Annotated in this window: 11 protein-coding genes; 8 read left to right on the top strand and 3 right to left on the bottom strand. The window is 71.8% G+C overall.

Translation table 11 applies throughout. From position 1 onward, the window contains the following. Positions 1-184 precede the first annotated feature (184 nt). Together E4N62_RS47610 and E4N62_RS47605 are read left to right on the top strand one after the other, a co-directional pair. Positions 185-3046, top strand: a complete 2862-nt coding sequence (locus E4N62_RS47610) for a DEAD/DEAH box helicase (RefSeq protein WP_230224762.1) — start codon at positions 185-187, stop codon at positions 3044-3046. Further along, positions 3043-4344, top strand: coding sequence for an SWF or SNF family helicase (locus E4N62_RS47605; protein ID WP_230224761.1), 1302 nt, complete (start codon positions 3043-3045; stop codon positions 4342-4344). The genes E4N62_RS47610 and E4N62_RS47605 overlap by 4 nt, the downstream gene beginning before the upstream one ends. Before the next feature lie 17 nt (positions 4345-4361). On the opposite strand, the gene E4N62_RS47600 is transcribed toward E4N62_RS47605, so the two are convergent. Both E4N62_RS47600 and xylA read right to left on the bottom strand, forming a co-directional pair. Continuing rightward, positions 4362-4667, bottom strand: a complete 306-nt coding sequence (locus E4N62_RS47600) for a hypothetical protein (protein WP_230224760.1) — start codon at positions 4665-4667, stop codon at positions 4362-4364. Between the two features lie 378 nt (positions 4668-5045). Further along, positions 5046-6212 carry a xylose isomerase gene (xylA, locus tag E4N62_RS47595; protein ID WP_230224759.1) on the bottom strand — a complete coding sequence of 389 codons (1167 nt, stop codon included), beginning with the start codon at positions 6210-6212 and terminating at the stop codon, positions 5046-5048. Positions 6213-6357: 145 nt separating this feature from the next. On the opposite strand from xylA, the gene xylB reads away from it, so the two are divergent. The 6 genes from xylB (at position 6358) to E4N62_RS50025 (ending at position 13505) form a co-directional block, all read left to right on the top strand. After that, positions 6358-7803, top strand: coding sequence for a xylulokinase (gene xylB / locus E4N62_RS47590; RefSeq protein WP_230224758.1), 1446 nt, complete (start codon positions 6358-6360; stop codon positions 7801-7803). A gap of 114 nt (positions 7804-7917) precedes the next feature. Continuing rightward, positions 7918-9126, top strand: a complete 1209-nt coding sequence (locus tag E4N62_RS47585; RefSeq protein ID WP_230224756.1) for an ROK family transcriptional regulator — start codon at positions 7918-7920, stop codon at positions 9124-9126. Between the two features lie 239 nt (positions 9127-9365). Next, the gene (locus tag E4N62_RS47580) at positions 9366-9965 is read left to right on the top strand and encodes an N-acetylmuramoyl-L-alanine amidase (protein WP_230224754.1); all 600 of its coding nucleotides are present in this window, start codon (positions 9366-9368) and stop codon (positions 9963-9965) included. An 85-nt stretch (positions 9966-10050) separates the two neighbouring features. Then, the gene (locus E4N62_RS47575) at positions 10051-11346 is read left to right on the top strand and encodes a GAF domain-containing protein (RefSeq protein WP_230224752.1); all 1296 of its coding nucleotides are present in this window, start codon (positions 10051-10053) and stop codon (positions 11344-11346) included. Positions 11347-11481: 135 nt separating this feature from the next. Beyond that, positions 11482-13005 carry an aldehyde dehydrogenase gene (adh, locus tag E4N62_RS47570; RefSeq protein ID WP_230224750.1) on the top strand — a complete coding sequence of 508 codons (1524 nt, stop codon included), beginning with the start codon at positions 11482-11484 and terminating at the stop codon, positions 13003-13005. Positions 13006-13136: 131 nt separating this feature from the next. Further along, entirely contained in the window at positions 13137-13505 is a 369-nt protein-coding gene (locus E4N62_RS50025; protein WP_374117283.1) for an IS3 family transposase, read from the top strand. Between the two features lie 1012 nt (positions 13506-14517). Here E4N62_RS50025 and E4N62_RS47560 read toward each other — a convergent pair. Continuing rightward, positions 14518-15261, bottom strand: coding sequence for a TetR/AcrR family transcriptional regulator (locus E4N62_RS47560; protein WP_230224746.1), 744 nt, complete (start codon positions 15259-15261; stop codon positions 14518-14520). Positions 15262-15522 lie beyond the last annotated feature (261 nt).

Here is a 15522-nt window from a genome sequence, read left to right as displayed (position 1 = left end):
CGCGGTTCCGGACCACGACCCTGACGTGTCCCTGAGTCGAACCCCCGTACAACCCTGAGATGCCCGCGCCACCCAACGGGAAAAGTGACCCACATCACCTCCTCCGGCGCCAGGCAAAGGTTTGAAGTGAGGTATAATCGGCGATTCTGACTCAGTAGTCAAATTTGAGGAGTCCAGCATCTCTGTGCCGCCGACCCCCGTGGCAACCCTTCCCGAAGTATCCGAACTGGCCCGTTGCAGCGCCGTCTTCGTGGCCGCGGACCCCGCCCGCACCGGCCTCGTCGCCTTCTGGCGGCCGGACGGCGCGACACCGCCCCGGGTCGCCCACGGCTCCGAAGGGAAGCTGCCGCTCGTCCGGCCCGGCGGCCCCGGAGTCCGACGGGTCACGGTGCCCGTCGTGTCGCTGCCGGTGCACGCCGCGCTGCCGGTGCTCACGCGCGCGCGTGTCACCACCGGTGTCCACCGGTCGACGGCCTTCTGGGGCGCCGCCGCCCTGCTGGCGCTCCAGTTCGCCGCGCGAGGCCTGCTGCTGCCCGGCGTCACCTCGAACGGGCACGACGCCTGGCGGGCGGGGCCGCTGCGGGCGGAGGACCTGGACCGGGTCAGGGACCTGGCCGCGGCGATGCCGCCCGAGGCGCACGCGCTGCCCGTGGACCACGGCGAGCCGGCCCGGCTGCCCGATCCGGAGCGGCTGCTGCGCGCGTTCCTCGACGCCGTCGTGGACTCTCTGCCCCGCTCCCCCGCCGCGAGCCTCGCGGCGGGCGGCTGTGCTTTCGCCGCCCGTGAGCCTCGATCCGTTCCCGAACTGCGCGCCTGGGCCACGGACGTGGCCGCCGGGCACGACGCCGGGGTCCGCGTGTCCCTGCGCGTCGAGATTCCCGGGCTCGACTTGCTCCGCGCCGACGATCCGGCTGGGACGCAGCCGGTGTTCCGTGTCGTCCCCCAACTGCACAGCGTGAGCGATCCGGCGCTCGTCGCGGACGCCTCCGCGGTGTGGGCCGACGCCACCGCCTTCGGCCCGCGCGCGCGGACGGACGCCCTGCTGGCGCTGCGCCGGGCCGCCCGCGCCTGGGCTCCGCTCGGTCCGCTGCTGTCGGCGGCGGTGCCGGACGCGGTGGAGATCGCCGACGAGGAGATCACCGAACTGCTCGGCGAGGGAGCCCGGCTGCTGGCGACGGCCGGTGTCGAGGTGCATTGGCCCAGGGAACTGGCCCGCGGTTTGACCGCCCGCGCGGTCATCGGCCCACCGGACGACGAGCAGGGCCCTGCCCGCAACGCGTCGGACACCCCGTCGTACCTGTCCGCCGACGCGCTGCTCGCCTTCGACTGGCGGTTCACGCTCGGCGATCAGCAGCTCAGCCGCCAGGAACTCGACGTTCTCGCTGAGGCGAACCGCCCCATGGTGCGACTGCGCGACAAGTGGGTCCTGGTGGATCCGGCGGAGATCCGCCACGCCCGTGCGCGGCAGGACCGCAAGGTGTCGCCCGTCGACGCGCTCGGTGCCGCTCTGACGGGCTCGACGGAGGTCGACGGCCGGATGGTCGACGTCCTGCCCACCGGGTGGCTGGCGACGCTGCGGGAGAGACTGTCGGACCCCGAGGGACAGGCCTCGGTCGGACAGCCGTCCGCGCTCGCCGCGACGCTCCGGGACTACCAATTGCGAGGGCTCGACTGGCTGGCCCGGATGACCTCCCTCGGGCTCGGCGGCTGTCTCGCCGACGACATGGGCCTCGGCAAGACGATCACCCTCATCGCTCTGCATCTGCACCGGCAGTCCGACGCCTCGTCCGCCGGCCCCACCCTCGTGGTCTGTCCGGCCTCTCTGATGGGCAACTGGCAGCGCGAGATCGAGAAGTTCGCGCCAGGTGTGCCGGTGCGCCGCTTCCACGGATCCCGGCGCGGTCTCGACGGACTCGCCGACGGGGAGTTCGTCCTCACCACGTACGGCACCATGCGGCTGGACGCGACCCGACTCGGCCACGTGCCCTGGGGCCTGGTCGTGGCGGACGAGGCGCAACACCTGAAGAACCCCTACTCGGCCACGGCACGGGAACTGCGCACCATCGGGGCACGCGCGCGCGTGGCGCTCACCGGCACCCCGGTGGAGAACAACCTGTCCGAGCTGTGGGCGATCCTCGACTGGACCACTCCTGGTCTCCTGGGCCGCCTCGGCACCTTCCGCACCAGGTACGCGCAGGCCGTCGAAGGCGCCCGGGATCCCGCCGCCGCGGAGCGGCTCTCCCGGCTCGTACGGCCGTTCCTGCTGCGCCGCCGCAAGTCGGACCCGGGCATCGCGCCGGAACTGCCGCCGAAGACCGAGACCGACCGTACCGTGTCGCTCACCAGGGAACAGGTGGGACTGTACGAGGCGTTGGTGCGCGAGACCATGGCGGAGATCGCCGCCGCCGACGGCATGGAACGGCGCGGTCTGATCGTGAAGCTGCTGACCGGGCTCAAACAGATCTGCAACCACCCCGCCCAGTTCCTCAAGGAAGACAGGCCGCGGATCCCGGGCAGGTCGGGAAAGTTGGAGCTGCTGGACGAACTGCTGGACACCATCCTGTCCGAAGGAGCGAGCGTTCTGGTCTTCACGCAGTACGTCCGGATGGCCCGGCTGCTGGAACGTCATCTGGCGGCGCGCGGGGTGCCCACCCGCTTCCTGCACGGCGGGACACCGGTACCCGAGCGCGAGGAGATGGTGGAGCGCTTCCAGGAAGGCGAGGTGCCCGTCTTCCTGCTGTCGCTGAAGGCGGCCGGCACGGGGCTGAACCTGACGCGGGCCGAGCACGTCGTGCACTACGACCGCTGGTGGAACCCGGCCGTGGAGGCGCAGGCCACGGACCGGGCGTACCGCATCGGACAGACGCGGCCGGTGCAGGTGCACCGGTTGATCGCGGAGGGCACGATCGAGGACCGCATCGCGGACATGCTGCTGCGCAAGCGGGAGTTGGCCGACGCGGTGCTGGGCGCGGGCGACGCGGCGCCGACCGAACTGTCCGACGCCGAACTGGCCGATCTGGTGGAGCTCCGAGGGGACGCGCGATGACGGAACGCACGGGACATGACGAGGAGCGCACCTTCGCCGCACTGGCTCCCGTACGGGGCGCCGGTTTCGCACGGACGTGGTGGGGCCGGGCCTGGTTGCGGGCGCTCGAGGACGCGGCGCTGGACGGGGAGCAGGTGAAGGCGGGGCGCCGGCTGGCTCGGGCGGGGGCCGTGGGCGCGGTGTCGGTGCGCCCCGGGCGCGTCACCGCGGTCGTCCAGGACCGCGACGGCACAGGCCACCGTGCCGACGTCCTGCTGCAGGAGCTGTCCGGGGAGCACTGGGACCGCTTTCTGGACATGGCGGTCGAGCGGGCCGGGCACGTGGCCGCCCTGCTCGACCGTGAGATGCCGCCGCATCTGGTCGAGGACGCCGCGACGACCGGTGTCGAACTGCTGCCCGGACTCGGCGATCTGGAGGCCGCGTGCGACTGCGGTGCCTGGGACCACTGCGGACACACCGCAGCGCTCTGCTACCAGGTGGCCCGCCTGCTGGATCAGGACCCGTTCGTCCTGCTGTTGATGCGCGGCCGTGCCGAACGTGCGCTGCTGGACGAGATCCACCTGCGCGGAACCGCGACCGCCGCGGACGGTGAGGAGGTGTCCAGCGGCCTCGGGAGCAGCCTCGCGGACGATCACGGGGACGACGTGGACGCCGCCGAGGCGTTCGCGGCGGGTGACATCCTGCCTCCGCTCCCCGAGCCGCCCCGGCCGTCGGTGGAGCCCGGCCTGCCGCCCTCCCTGGACACCGAGATCGGGCCCGCGCCGGAACTCGACCCGGCGGCACTTGAGTTCCTGGCGGCGCAGACGGCCCGGGAGGCACACCGGTTGCTGGCCGAGGCTCTCCGCCCCGGTCACGAGCGGCTGCCCCTGGACGACGAGTTGACGTTCGACCAGGACGTGGTGCGGCTGGCCGCCGGCGGCCCGGGGCCGGGCATCGAAGCACGGCTCGGCGACGGTTCGGGGCGCGGCCGGGAAGGACTGGCGCTCGCCGTCCGCGCCTGGCGGTACGGCGGGGCGGCGGGTCTCGCCGTACTGGACGAGGAGTGGCACGTACCGGCGGAGCCGCTCGCACGCGCGCGTGCCGCCCTGGAGACGGCGTGGGACGAGGGCGAGCGGCCGTCGCTGCGGTCCGCGCACAACCGTTGGACCGTCGTGGGCGGGTCCGCCCAGCTGCGCCTCGGGCGGGACGGCCGCTGGTGGCCCTACCGCAAGGAGCGGGGCCGCTGGGCACCGGCGGGCCCGGCGGCCCATGATCCGGCGACGGCTCTGGCGTCGGTCGTCGGCGAACCCCCCGGCTGATGCCCGAGTGCGACCCGTCAGCCGGTGTGGCCGACCGGGTCCGGGAAAAGTGAGTCCAGGTCGCTGGGCAGCCCCGTCGGGAACCCGCTGGGCAGATCGCTCGGCATCCCGCTGGGCAGATCGCTGGGGAAGCCCGAGGGCAGCGTCGGAAGATCACTGGGCAGCCCTGACGGGAGGCTCAGCGACGGGGTCGGCGAGGAGCTGGTACCGCCACCGGCACCGCCCGACGGCTCGTCGTCCGCCGGTCCCTCGCCCCTGGCGGCCACCAGCACCACGGCGAGGACGGCGCCGAGGGTGATGATCACGGCCAGCGCGACGAGCACGAGCCTGCGACGCCCGTCGGACGAGGGTCCACCGGGCGGATCGGATGACTGCCAGCCCCCGCCCTGACTCGGGGGCTGCCAGCCACCTCCGCCTCCGGTCGGATCGCCCGGCGGCGGACCGTAGCCCCCTGGCGGGGGCCCGAATCCTCCGCCGTTCGACGGCGGTGTGCCGTCCGGCGGTCGCGGCGGCTGGGACGACGGGGTAGGCAGGCCCATACCGTCCAGAGTCGCCGCGAAACGGCCAAGGCGCGAGCCCCGCGCGGGAGTTGCTACGGACTCATGCCATGGACCACATGATTCCGAAGAATTCCGCGCAGAGACCGACCGGAGGAGGCGCAGAGCCGGCCGAAACAGGTCCGGCCGGATCGAGCGACGCGATCAGCCGCGCGCACCCAGCAGGTGGTCCATCGCCAGCTGGTCGAGCTGCTCGAAGGCCATGCCGCGCGCGGCGGCGGCCTCGGCGTCGAACTCCTCGAAGGCCGCCCGGTCCGCGAGCAGCGCCTGCAGTCCGTCGGCGGCCGTGGGCTGGGCCAGCTGGTCCAGGCGGGCGGCACGCAGCGCCTCCTGGACCGCCGGGTCGGCGCGGAAGGCGGCCGCGCGCTCCTTGAGGATGAGGTAGTTGCGCATGCAGCCCGCGGCCGACGCCCACACGCCGTCGAAGTCCTCGGTGCGCGGCGGCTTGAAGTCGAAGTGCTTCGGCCCCGCGTAACCGGCACTCTCCAGCAGGTCGACCAGCCAGAACGCGGAGCGCAGGTCGCCCGCGCCGAAGCGGAGGTCCTGGTCGTACTTGATGCCGGACTGGCCGTTGAGGTCGATGTGGAAGAGCTTGCCGGCCCAGAGGGCCTGTGCGATGCCGTGCGGGAAGTTCAGCCCGGCCATCTGCTCATGGCCGACCTCGGGGTTGACGCCGTAGAGCTCCGGGCGCTCCAGGCGCTCGATGAAGGCCAGGGCGTGGCCGACGGTGGGGAGCAGGATGTCGCCGCGCGGCTCGTTCGGCTTGGGCTCGATCGCGAACTTCAGGTCGTAGCCCTGGGAGGTGACGTACTCGCCGAGGAGGTCGAACGCCTCCTTCATGCGGTCGAGCGCGTCCCGGACGTCCTTGGCGGCGCCGGACTCGGCGCCCTCGCGGCCGCCCCAGGCGACGTAGATCTTGGCGCCGAGCTCGACCGCCAGGTCGATGTTGCGGATCGTCTTGCGCAGCGCGTAGCGGCGGACGTCGCGGTCATTGGCGGTGAACGCGCCGTCCTTGAAGACGGGGTGCGTGAAGAGGTTGGTGGTGGCCATGGGCACGGTCATGCCGGTGGTGTCCAGGGCCGCGCGGAAGCGCTTGACGTGCTCCTCGCGCTCGCTGTCCGAGGACCCGAAGGGGATCAGGTCGTCGTCGTGGAAGGTCACACCGTAGGCGCCGAGCTCCGCCAGACGCTGCACCGACTCGACCGGGTCGAGGGCGCGCCGCGTGGCGTCGCCGAACGGGTCCCTGCCCTGCCATCCGACGGTCCACAGGCCGAAGGTGAACCTGTCGTTGGGAGTGGGTTGGTAGTTCATGCCGCGGCTCCTTGCGCTCCGACTATTTCGTCATGGCGATTTACAAATTAGTATGAGGACGCGTCTCCGGGAAGACAAGGTGTCGCCGGACGGAGACGTCAGCCACGTCAGCGGCGGTCATGAGCCGCGTGAGAAGGAGAGCCCGATGTCAGCTGCCGAGGGTCCGCTCGTCGTCGGTGTGGACTCGTCCACACAGTCCACCAAGGCCCTGGTCGTCGACGCGGCGACCGGCCGGGTCGTGGCGAGCGGGCAGGCGCCGCACACCGTGTCCTCCGGTGCCGGCCGGGAGAGCGACCCCCGCCAGTGGTGGGACGCGCTCTGCGAGGCGCTGCGCCAGTGCGGGGAGGCGGCGCGCGAGGCCTCGGCGGTGTCCGTCGGCGGTCAGCAGCACGGCCTCGTCACCCTCGACGCCCGGGGCGAGCCGGTGCGTCCGGCGCTGCTGTGGAACGACGTGCGCTCCGCGCCGCAGGCGGCCCGCCTGGTCGAGGAACTGGGCGGCGCGAAGGCATGGGCGGAGCGTGCCGGCAGCGTGCCGGGGCCGTCCTTCACCGTGACGAAGTGGGCCTGGCTGGCGGAGAACGAGCCCGAGGCCGTCCGCGCGACCGCCGCCGTGCGCCTGCCGCACGACTATCTCACCGAGCGTCTCACCGGTCAGGGCACGACCGATCGCGGCGACGCCTCCGGCACGGGGTGGTGGGCGTCGGCGACGGAGCAGTACGACGCCGAGGTGCTCGCCCATGTCGGGCTGGACCCGGCGCTGCTGCCCCGTGTGGTCCGGCCGGGCGAGGTCGCCGGGACCGTACGGGACGCCCATGAGCTGCCGTTCGCCAAGGGGACGCTGGTCGCCGCCGGTACCGGGGACAACGCGGCCGCCGCGCTGGGGCTCGGGCTGCGCCCCGGCACCCCGGTGCTGAGCCTGGGCACCTCCGGTACGGTGTACGCCGTCTCCAGGCGCCGCCCGGCGGATCCCACCGGCACGGTGGCGGGCTTCGCCGACGCGCACGGGGACTGGCTGCCGCTGGCCTGCACCCTGAACTGCACCCAGGCGGTCGACCGGGTCGCCGCCCTGCTGGGCCTCGACCGCGAGGCCGTGGAGCCCGGCACGAACGTCACCCTCCTGCCCTACCTGGACGGCGAACGCACCCCGGCGCTGCCGCACGCCTCGGGTCTGCTGCACGGGCTGCGCCACGACACGACCGGCGGGCAGCTGCTGCAGGCCGCGTACGACGGAGCCGTCCACTCCCTGCTCGGCGCCCTGGACCTGGTGCTCGACTCCGACGCGGACGCCTCCGCACCGCTGCTGCTCATCGGCGGGGGCGCGCGGGGCACCGCCTGGCAGCAGACCGTGCGGCGCCTGTCGGGGCGTGCCGTGCAGGTCCCCGAGGCGAAGGAACTGGTCGCCCTGGGCGCTGCCGCACAGGCCGCCGGGCTGCTCACCGGCGAGGACCCGGCCGCGGTCGCCCGCCGCTGGGACACCACCCGGGGGCCGGTGCTGGAGGCCGTGGAGCGGGACGAGGAGACGCTCGCCAGGATCTCCCGGGTGCTGTCCGACGCGGCGCCGCTGCTGGATCACGGACCGGACAGCGACTGACCGGCGAGGGGGGTCCCGAGTGGGAAAATCTGATTCCGGCATGATCTACAGAGCACGGACAGGAAAACGCACAGGGACATCCACCGGGACGCACCGACGGGAGCCGAGGGAGGCATGACCGCACCACTGCACGAAACCCGCCCGAGCGGCTCCGGCCGCCGCCTGCCCGACAACCAGCAGGGCATGCGGCGCCGCAATCTCTCCCGCGTCATGCACACCGTCAACGCCGAGGGGCCGCTGTCCCGGGCCGCCGTCGCCTCTCACATCGGACTGACCCGGGCCGCCGTGTCGACGCTGGTGGACGAGCTGATCCGTGCGGGACTCCTGGAGGAACTGGGCCCTGAGCGTCCAGGACGGGTCGGACGGCCCGGCTCGGCGCTCGCCCTCAGCGGACACGGCCCCGCAGGTATCGGCGCGGAGATCGGTGTCGACCACCTGGCGGTCTGCGCCGTGGATCTGCGGGGCGAGGTACGGGTTCGGGCGGTGCGGCACGGCACCAACCGCGGCCGGGCGCCCGAGCCGGTCATCGACGAGCTGACCGAGCTGGTGCGAGGGGTCGTCGCCGAGGCGGAGGGCGAGGGCCTGTGGCCCGCGGGGCTGGCGGTCGCCGTGCCCGGGCTGGTGGCGAGCGACGCCCGCACGGTGGTCCGTGCCCCCAACCTCGACTGGCACGACACGGATCTGGGCGCCCTGTTGCCCGCCGGTCTCCCGGTGACCGTGGACAACGAGGCCAACTTCGGCGGACTCGCGGAACTCTGGCTCGGGGACGGCACACCGTCCGACTTCCTGCACGTCTCCGCGGAGATTGGCATCGGCGGCGCGGTCGTCGTGGACGGCCGGCTGCTTCGCGGGACACGAGGATTCGCGGGCGAGTTGGGGCACGTCCCCGTCCGGCCGGAGGGCCCCGACTGCGCGTGCGGTGGACGCGGCTGCCTGGAGCAGTACGCCGGTGAGGAGGCCGTGCTTCGGGCGGCCGGGCTGGAACCGGGCGAACACCGCGTCGAGTTCCTCGCCGAGCGGGCGGCGGGCGGCGACAAGGATGTGCACCGGGCTCTGCGTGGCGCCGGCGCCGCGCTCGGTGTGGCGCTGACCGGCGCGGTGAATCTGCTGGACCCGCGGACCGTGGTGCTGGGAGGCGCCCTGGCCGCCCTCGCACCCTGGCTGCTGCCCTCGCTGGAGCGGGAGTTGGCTCGGCGCACGGCCGGTCCGGCGTGTTCCGTGACCGTGTCCCGGCTGGGCCCGGAAGGCCCACTGCTGGGTGCGGCCCACTCGGTGGTGCGTGGGGTGCTGGACGATCCGGCGACGGCCGGGGTGCGGTCGTAGCACGGCCGGGATGCGCCCGTGGCGCGGCGCCACTTGTTCCCTCTGTCGGGTGATGGAGTTATCCACAACTCGCTGGTTTTCCACCGGTATCCACACGCTCGATCGGCCCGACCGGGATTCGCCGTACCGTGATCCACGTGAGGCGCAGCCGTTCGACGTGCGACTGCGTCTTCGAGTACGGATGCGAGTCGACCAGCACAAGCACAAGGACCACCCACCGACCGGAGAGGCAGAGCCACATGGAGCGAGCCAGGCCGTTGCCGAGCAGGCGGCGGCTGCTGCGGGGCGCCGCCCTCGCCGCGATCCCCTACGCGCTGCTCCCCAGCCCGCGGGCCGGCGCCCAGTCGCCCCACCTCGACCACACGCCCGCCCTGTGGGAGCCGGCGAGCGCGGCCAACTACACCGCGGCCGACCGTCCGTCCGGCCGTTCCATCGACATGGTGATCATTCATGTCACGCAGACCACGTACAAGAACACGGTGCCCGTCTTCTGGAACCCGGCGAAGCAGGTCTCCGCGCACTACCTGCTCCGGTCGGCCGACGGACGGGTCACCCAGTGCGTCCGGGAACGCGACATCGCCTGGCACGCCGGCAACTGGGACTACAACGTGCGGAGCATAGGCATCGAGCACGAGGGCTGGATCGACCGCCCCGAGTACTTCACCTCCGCCATGTACGAACAGTCCGCGGCGCTCACCGCCGCGATCTGCGACAGGCACGGCATCCCGAAGGACCGCGCCCACATCATCGGCCACTACGAGGTCCCGGGCACCGACCACACCGATCCGGGGCCGCACTGGGACTGGGACCGCTACATACGCCTGGTCGTCGCCGCCTGACATTGCCGACGCGCGCGGCTTGTCGGGGTGCGGGTCCGGCGGTGACGATGGTTTGCAGCCGTGCGCACGTGTCCGGGAGGCCGAGTTGACCGATCCTTGGGTGGCTCTGGAGCCGGGAGCCGACCCCGTCCAGCGGGTGCGCGTGCTGCGTCGCGCGCATGAGACGTTCACGCAGCGGGGCACGGTGGCTCGGCCCGTGCGTGCTGTGGTGGCGGACTCGTGGCGGCGTTCGGCGAAGGCGGGTGTCGGACCGGAGGGCACCGCCCGGGTGGAACTGACGGACGGCGACCTCGGTTCCTATCGCGCCGAGCATCCGCTGTCCCGGGTGATGCCGTTGGTGCGCGAGCTGCTGGGCACGTTCGCGTCGGACGGCGAGCATCTGCTGGCGGTCTGCGACGCGCAGGGCAGGCTGCTGTGGGTCGAGGGGGACGCGGCGACCAGACGACGGGCCGACCGGATGAACTTCGTACCGGGTGCGCGCTGGGCGGAGTCCGCCGTCGGGACGAACGCTCCGGGCACCGCGGTGGCGGTGGACCGGCCCGTGCAGGTGTTCGCGGCCGAGCACTTCATACGGCGGGTGCAGCCGTGGACGTGCGCGGCGGCGCCGGTGCACGATCCACGGACCGGACGGGTGCTCGGTGCGGTCGACATCACCGGCGGTGACGGCCTCGCGCATCCGCACAGCCTGGGGTTCGTGCAGGCGGTCGCGCGGGCCGCCGAGTCCCAGCTCGCCCTGCTCACCCCGCCCGGGGCGTCGGCGGACGCGCTCGAACTGGCCGCGCTGGGCCGGGACGAGGCCCAACTCCTGGTCCGAGGGCGGAAGATCAGGCTCAGCCGTCGGCACAGCGAGATCCTGGTGCTGCTCACCCGCCATCCGGAGGGCCTGTCCGGCGACGAGCTGCTCTGCGCACTGTACGAGGACGAGTCCGTGACGCCGGTGACGTTGCGGGCCGAGCTGGCGCGGCTGCGCCGTCTCCTCGTGCCGGGGTTGCTGGGGTCACGGCCGTACCGGCTGATGGTCCCCCTCGAGTCCGATGTGGCGGTGGTGGAACGGAGACTGGAGACAGGTGCGGTGACGGCGGCCGCGTCGGCGTACGCGGGCCCGCTGCTGCCGGGCTCGCAGGCGCCGGCTGTCGTCCGGCTGCGGCGCAGGCTCGCCGACGGGCTGCGCACGGCGCTCATAGCCGGGCACGACCCCGACCTTCTGGCGGACTGGGCGCACGCCCCCTGGGGCGAGGACGACCTGGAGGTGTGGCGGGCGCTGGCAGCCGTACGCCCCACACCGGCCGTACGGTCCCGGCTGCGCGAGTTGGAGTCGGAGCTGTCGGTGCCGACGTCGTGGGCACGCCCTCGGCCCCGGCCTCGGCCTCGGCGGCAGTAGGGGACGTTCGGGCCGCGGGGCGGGGCGGGGCGGGGCGGGCGGGCGGGGCGCAACGTCGTTGCAACATTCCGGTTTCTAGCCTCCTCACGAGAGCCGCCCCAACGGCGGGTGGCGCTTCTCGGGAGGCAGGTATTCATGACCCGTTTCGCAGCACCCGGTACGGATGGCGCGGTCGTCTCCTATGAGGCGCGCTACGACCACTTCATCGGAGGTGAGTACGTGCCGCCGGCGCGCGGTCAGTACTTCGAGAACCCGAGTCCGGTGAACGGGCTGCCGTTCACCGAGATCGCGCGGGGTACGAGCGAGGACGTGGAGCGCGCGTTGGACGCGGCGCACGCGGCCGCGCCCGGCTGGGGGCGCACGTCCGTGACCGAGCGTTCGGACGTCCTGCGGAGGATCGCCGACCGGATGGAGGCGAACCTGGAGCAGCTGGCGGTCGCGGAGAGCTGGGAGAACGGCAAGCCGGTGCGGGAGACGCTGGCCGCGGACATCCCACTCGCCATCGACCACTTCCGGTACTTCGCGGGGGCGATCCGCACGCAGGAGGGTTCGCTGTCGGAGCTCGATGATGACACGGTGGCGTACCACTTCCATGAGCCGCTGGGGGTGGTCGCCCAGATCATCCCGTGGAACTTCCCGATCCTCATGGCGACCTGGAAGCTCGCGCCCGCGCTGGCGGCGGGCAACGCGGTCGTGCTCAAGCCGGCCGAGCAGACCCCGGCGTCCATTCACGTGTGGATGAGCCTGGTGGCGGATCTGCTGCCGCCGGGTGTGGTGAACATCGTCAACGGGTTCGGGGTGGAGGCGGGCAAGCCGCTGGCGTCGAGTCCGCGGGTGGCGAAGGTGGCGTTCACGGGTGAGACGACGACGGGGCGTCTGATCATGCAGTACGCCTCGGAGAACATCACGCCGGTGACGCTCGAACTCGGTGGCAAGTCGCCGAACATCTTCTTCGACGACGTGTGGTCGGCGAATGACGACTTCCGCGACAAGGCGCTCGAAGGCTTCACGATGTTCGCGCTCAACCAGGGTGAGGTGTGCACCTGTCCGTCGCGGGCGCTGGTGCAGCGCGGCAACTACGCCGAGTTCATGGAGGCGGCCGTCGCCCGCACCGAGCTGATCAAGACCGGGCACCCGCTGGACACCGACACCATGATCGGCGCTCAGGCCTCCAACGACCAGCTGGAGAAGATCCTCTCCTATCTGGACATCGGGCGGCAGGAGGGTGCCAAGGTTCTGACCGGCGGGGAACGCATCGAGCACGGCGGCGAGTTGCAGGGCGGTTACTACGTCCAGCCGACGATCTTCGAGGGTGACAACCGTATGCGGATCTTCCAGGAGGAGATCTTCGGTCCAGTCGTCTCCGTGACCCCGTTCGACGACTTCGACGACGCCATCAAGATCGCCAACGACACGCTGTACGGGCTGGGCGCGGGAGTCTGGACGCGCGACACCAACACGGCCTATCGCGCGGGCCGTTCCATCCAGGCGGGCCGCGTCTGGACGAACTGCTACCACGCCTACCCGGCGCACGCCGCGTTCGGCGGCTACAAGGGGTCGGGCATCGGTCGCGAAACGCACAAGATGATGCTGGATCACTACCAGCAGACCAAGAATCTTCTGGTGAGCTACTCGCCGAAGAAGCTGGGCTTCTTCTAGAGACACGAAAGAAGGCGTCTGACCTGGGGCTTTACACGTCAGACGCCTTCCTCTCGGCCCACCCAGAGCAAGGACCGACTTACGTCATAACTCCCAGTTCCTCCCACTGTCGTCCCACTCCTGACCAGCGCTTGCGGACCGGTCACGGACCAAACCCCGACTCACCCCTCAGACTCCGCGCCCCGGCTGATGCGCTCCCACTCCTGCATGGACTGCTCGATGAGACGGTTGGCCTGCTCTCGGACGCCGTCCAGGAACTTGGCGTCCGCGACGCCGAGCTCAAGACGTTGATCACCGAGGCGTACGAGGCCAACTACCGTGTCCACAGCGCCTGGGAGATCTGGCGACACCTGAACCGCCAGGGTGTCGCGGTGGCCCGCTGCACGGTCGAATGTCTCATGCGTGAACTCGGCATCACCGGAGCGGTCCGCGGCAAGAAGGTGATCACCACGGTCCCCGACGCGAGCGCGGAACGGGCACCACCGCCGACTCCACGGTGAGATCGGGCACATCCCACCCGTCGTCAGCAGCCCGGCGCGGCAGGTCGCGTCGGCAGCCGTGGCGAACGGGCCGGAACAGGAGCAAGCGGTGGACCGCCGAGCCTTCGTGACAGACGGCGCGGGCGCTGCTCTGTCCCTCATCCTGATCGAGCCGCCGCGGACAAGCCACCGCGCCGGATCGGAGTCAGCGACGTCCGCGCCGTCGACCAAGCCGTCAGCAAGATCTACACGCACGACCATGACTACGGCTCCGTCGTTCTTCTCCGCAGTGCCTCCCAGGCGCTGCACACCGCCTATCAGTGGTTGAACACACGAGTGTTCACGGAGAGGACCGGCAGTCGGCTGCGGTCGGCGACGGCCATCTGACGATCGCGGCCGGGTGGCTGTCCTACGATTCCGGCCTCCCCGCCGACGCCCGCAGCCTCTGCAACGAGGCGTTGGCCGCCGCCCGGATCGCCTACGACCCGGGCCTTGAGGGGCAGGCCTTCGGCTGCGTCTCGCTCCTGGCCAGGGCATCAGGCCGTCCCCGCGAGGTGATCTCCGCAGCCCAGGGCGCGCAGACAGCGGTGAAGTCGTACGGCTCGGCGCGGATGCTCTCGTTGTTCGCGATGCGGGAGGCTGGTGGCTGGGCGCTGCTGGGCGACCCGAGCGCCACAGAGAAAGTGATCGTGCGTGCTCACCGCCTTCACGCCAAGGGGCCGAGCGACGCCGATCCTGACTGGCTGGAGTTCTACACGCCCGCCGAACCGGCCGGGCTCGAAGCCCTCGCGCGGGCAGACCTCGACCAGCACGAGAGGGCCGTTGCGCGGCCGGGGCTGAGCAGGCCGTCTTGCTGCACGGCGATCAGTTCGCACGCAATCGGGCCTGGTACCAGGCTGAGGAGTCGCTCATTGGGTGGGGGCCTTGGGATGGCTGGTGCCTCATCGCTCCGGTGGACGCGTGTCACAGCTTGCGCGTGCGACAGGAATGGACCGTTCCGGGGCGATGAGGCGATCTTCCGCTGTATTCGGAATCAGCTCTCCGGGGCCAGGCAGGCTGGGACGGGGTTGGCGGAGGGCGTCGGGTCGGCGAGGTCGGCGGCGGCGCGTTCCGGGCCGAGGAAGGGGGCCAGTACGAAGAAGGCCAGGCCGGGCAGCAGGCCGGGCAGCTCGGCGGTTCGGTCGGCGGCGATCCGCCGGTAGATCGCGGAGTACACCCCGCCGATCACCATGTCGACCAACTCCTCGGCCGGGATGGGAAGTTCGACCTCGGGCAGGTCGGTGAAGAAGTCCCGGAAGCGGGCCAGCAGCTCCTCGCGTGCCTCCCGCCCGGCCGGGCCGACCGCGTCGATCTCCACGATGGCCATGACGGCGAATTCGGGCGCGCTGGCGAGGATGCCGAGCAGCGCGCCGAGCCCGGCGCGCACCCGGCCCGGCCAGTCGGAGGCCTGGGCGTGGGCCTCCTCCATGGCGCTGAAGACCAGGGAGGTGCCGTACTGGTGGGCAGCGAGGAAGGCGTCCTCCTTGCCCTTGAACAGCTCGTAGAAGACCGGCCTGGTCACGCCTGCCGCCTGGCAGATGTCACTGACCCGGGTGCGGGCGTAGCCGACCTGGGCGACGGTGCGGACGAAGCCGTCCAGGAGCCGGTCGCGCTGGTTGGCGGCGACCACCTCGGGCGGGGTTCGGCTCGGTCCACGCCGCAGGGAACGCTCCGGATCGCGTCCCGTGCGGGTACCGGGCAGCACCAGCGGAGGCCGTGCCGACGAGCCTGCTGCCATTCCGCATCCTTCCTCGAACTTGCGCGCGCGCCTTCTTGTACGCGCGCCTTGACTTGAATACCCGTCAGGTTTACAACTCTCACAGGTTTTCTTCTCGTGCGGCCCGCGGTCGTAGAGCAGCCGGGGCCGTCAGTGTCACGCACCCTGCAAGGCCGCAACAAGTGCACCGAGTCTCTGACGCCAAGTCAGAGACCGGGCCGGTCCGGCCGTTCCATCTCACCCGGGAACGGCAATGCGCGAGCCGCTGCCCCACTCCCCCCG

It is taken from the genome of Streptomyces sp. MNU76, from assembly GCF_020982545.1.
Taxonomy (GTDB): domain Bacteria; phylum Actinomycetota; class Actinomycetes; order Streptomycetales; family Streptomycetaceae; genus Streptomyces.
Note: the sequence above shows the minus strand (reverse complement) of the source record. Positions and strands in the feature narration are given on the sequence as shown.

Excerpts from the sequence above, each read along its gene's own strand:
- adh (WP_230224750.1), top strand. The coding sequence starts at position 11,482 with ATGACCCGTTTCGCAGCACCCGGTACGGATGGCGCGGTCGTCTCCTAT.
- E4N62_RS47605 (WP_230224761.1), top strand. The coding sequence starts at position 3,043 with ATGACGGAACGCACGGGACATGACGAGGAGCGCACCTTCGCCGCACTG.
- xylB (WP_230224758.1), top strand. The coding sequence starts at position 6,358 with ATGTCAGCTGCCGAGGGTCCGCTCGTCGTCGGTGTGGACTCGTCCACA.
- xylA (WP_230224759.1), bottom strand. The coding sequence starts at position 6,212 with ATGAACTACCAACCCACTCCCAACGACAGGTTCACCTTCGGCCTGTGG.
- E4N62_RS47560 (WP_230224746.1), bottom strand. The coding sequence starts at position 15,261 with ATGGCAGCAGGCTCGTCGGCACGGCCTCCGCTGGTGCTGCCCGGTACC.
- E4N62_RS47580 (WP_230224754.1), top strand. The coding sequence starts at position 9,366 with ATGGAGCGAGCCAGGCCGTTGCCGAGCAGGCGGCGGCTGCTGCGGGGC.
- E4N62_RS47585 (WP_230224756.1), top strand. The coding sequence starts at position 7,918 with ATGACCGCACCACTGCACGAAACCCGCCCGAGCGGCTCCGGCCGCCGC.